The sequence below is a fragment of the Vibrio sp. 2033 genome (genome assembly GCF_033339735.1).
Genome location: NZ_JAWOVC010000788.1, coordinates 1 through 526, shown reverse-complemented (window position 1 = coordinate 526; position 526 = coordinate 1). Strand labels below are relative to the sequence as shown.

The 526-nt window shown below is 43.2% G+C and carries 1 protein-coding gene; it reads right to left on the bottom strand.

Annotated features, from left to right (window positions below; translation table 11 throughout):
- Window positions 1-163 precede the first annotated feature (163 nt).
- Window positions 164-526 (bottom strand): response regulator (locus R7P74_RS29095; RefSeq protein WP_318124190.1); only part of this gene is annotated, 363 nt, incomplete at its 5' end.

Genomic DNA, 526 nt, shown 5'->3' with positions numbered 1-526 from the left:
GCTATGCCAAAGAAGTAAACGCTGTAAACAAGTCGTTTTAGTACACGTGCCTTAAGCGTCGCGGTGTCATCAATAGTCAGCAATAAATCGTTGAAATGACGACAAAGTGATAACGATTTCGAGTGGCCACAAAACCACATATTATGTTCAGTTAAACGTGCAGTTAAGAAGCCATGGCATTGGCTTCTAGCTCTTTTGCCCCGCGGAGCATAGCTTCGATGAGCTCACCAGCATTAAACTTTTCTAACGCTTCGTGAGCGCCAACTTGATGCGCTCTATCGACACAAATCTCACTCGACAGTGAAGTATGCAGAATGCGGTACGAGTGATTAAGAGCTGAATCATTTTGCACTTCAAACGCTAACTCGTAACCATCCAACCCCGGCATTTCAATATCACTGACCAAAATATCTATTGGGCGATTTGCTTCTGCCTCATTTTTCATCAACTGCAGCGCATCTGAGCCATTTTTACAAATTTGATAGGAGATATTGATGCTATCTAGCGCGTCACTTAATTGCTTACG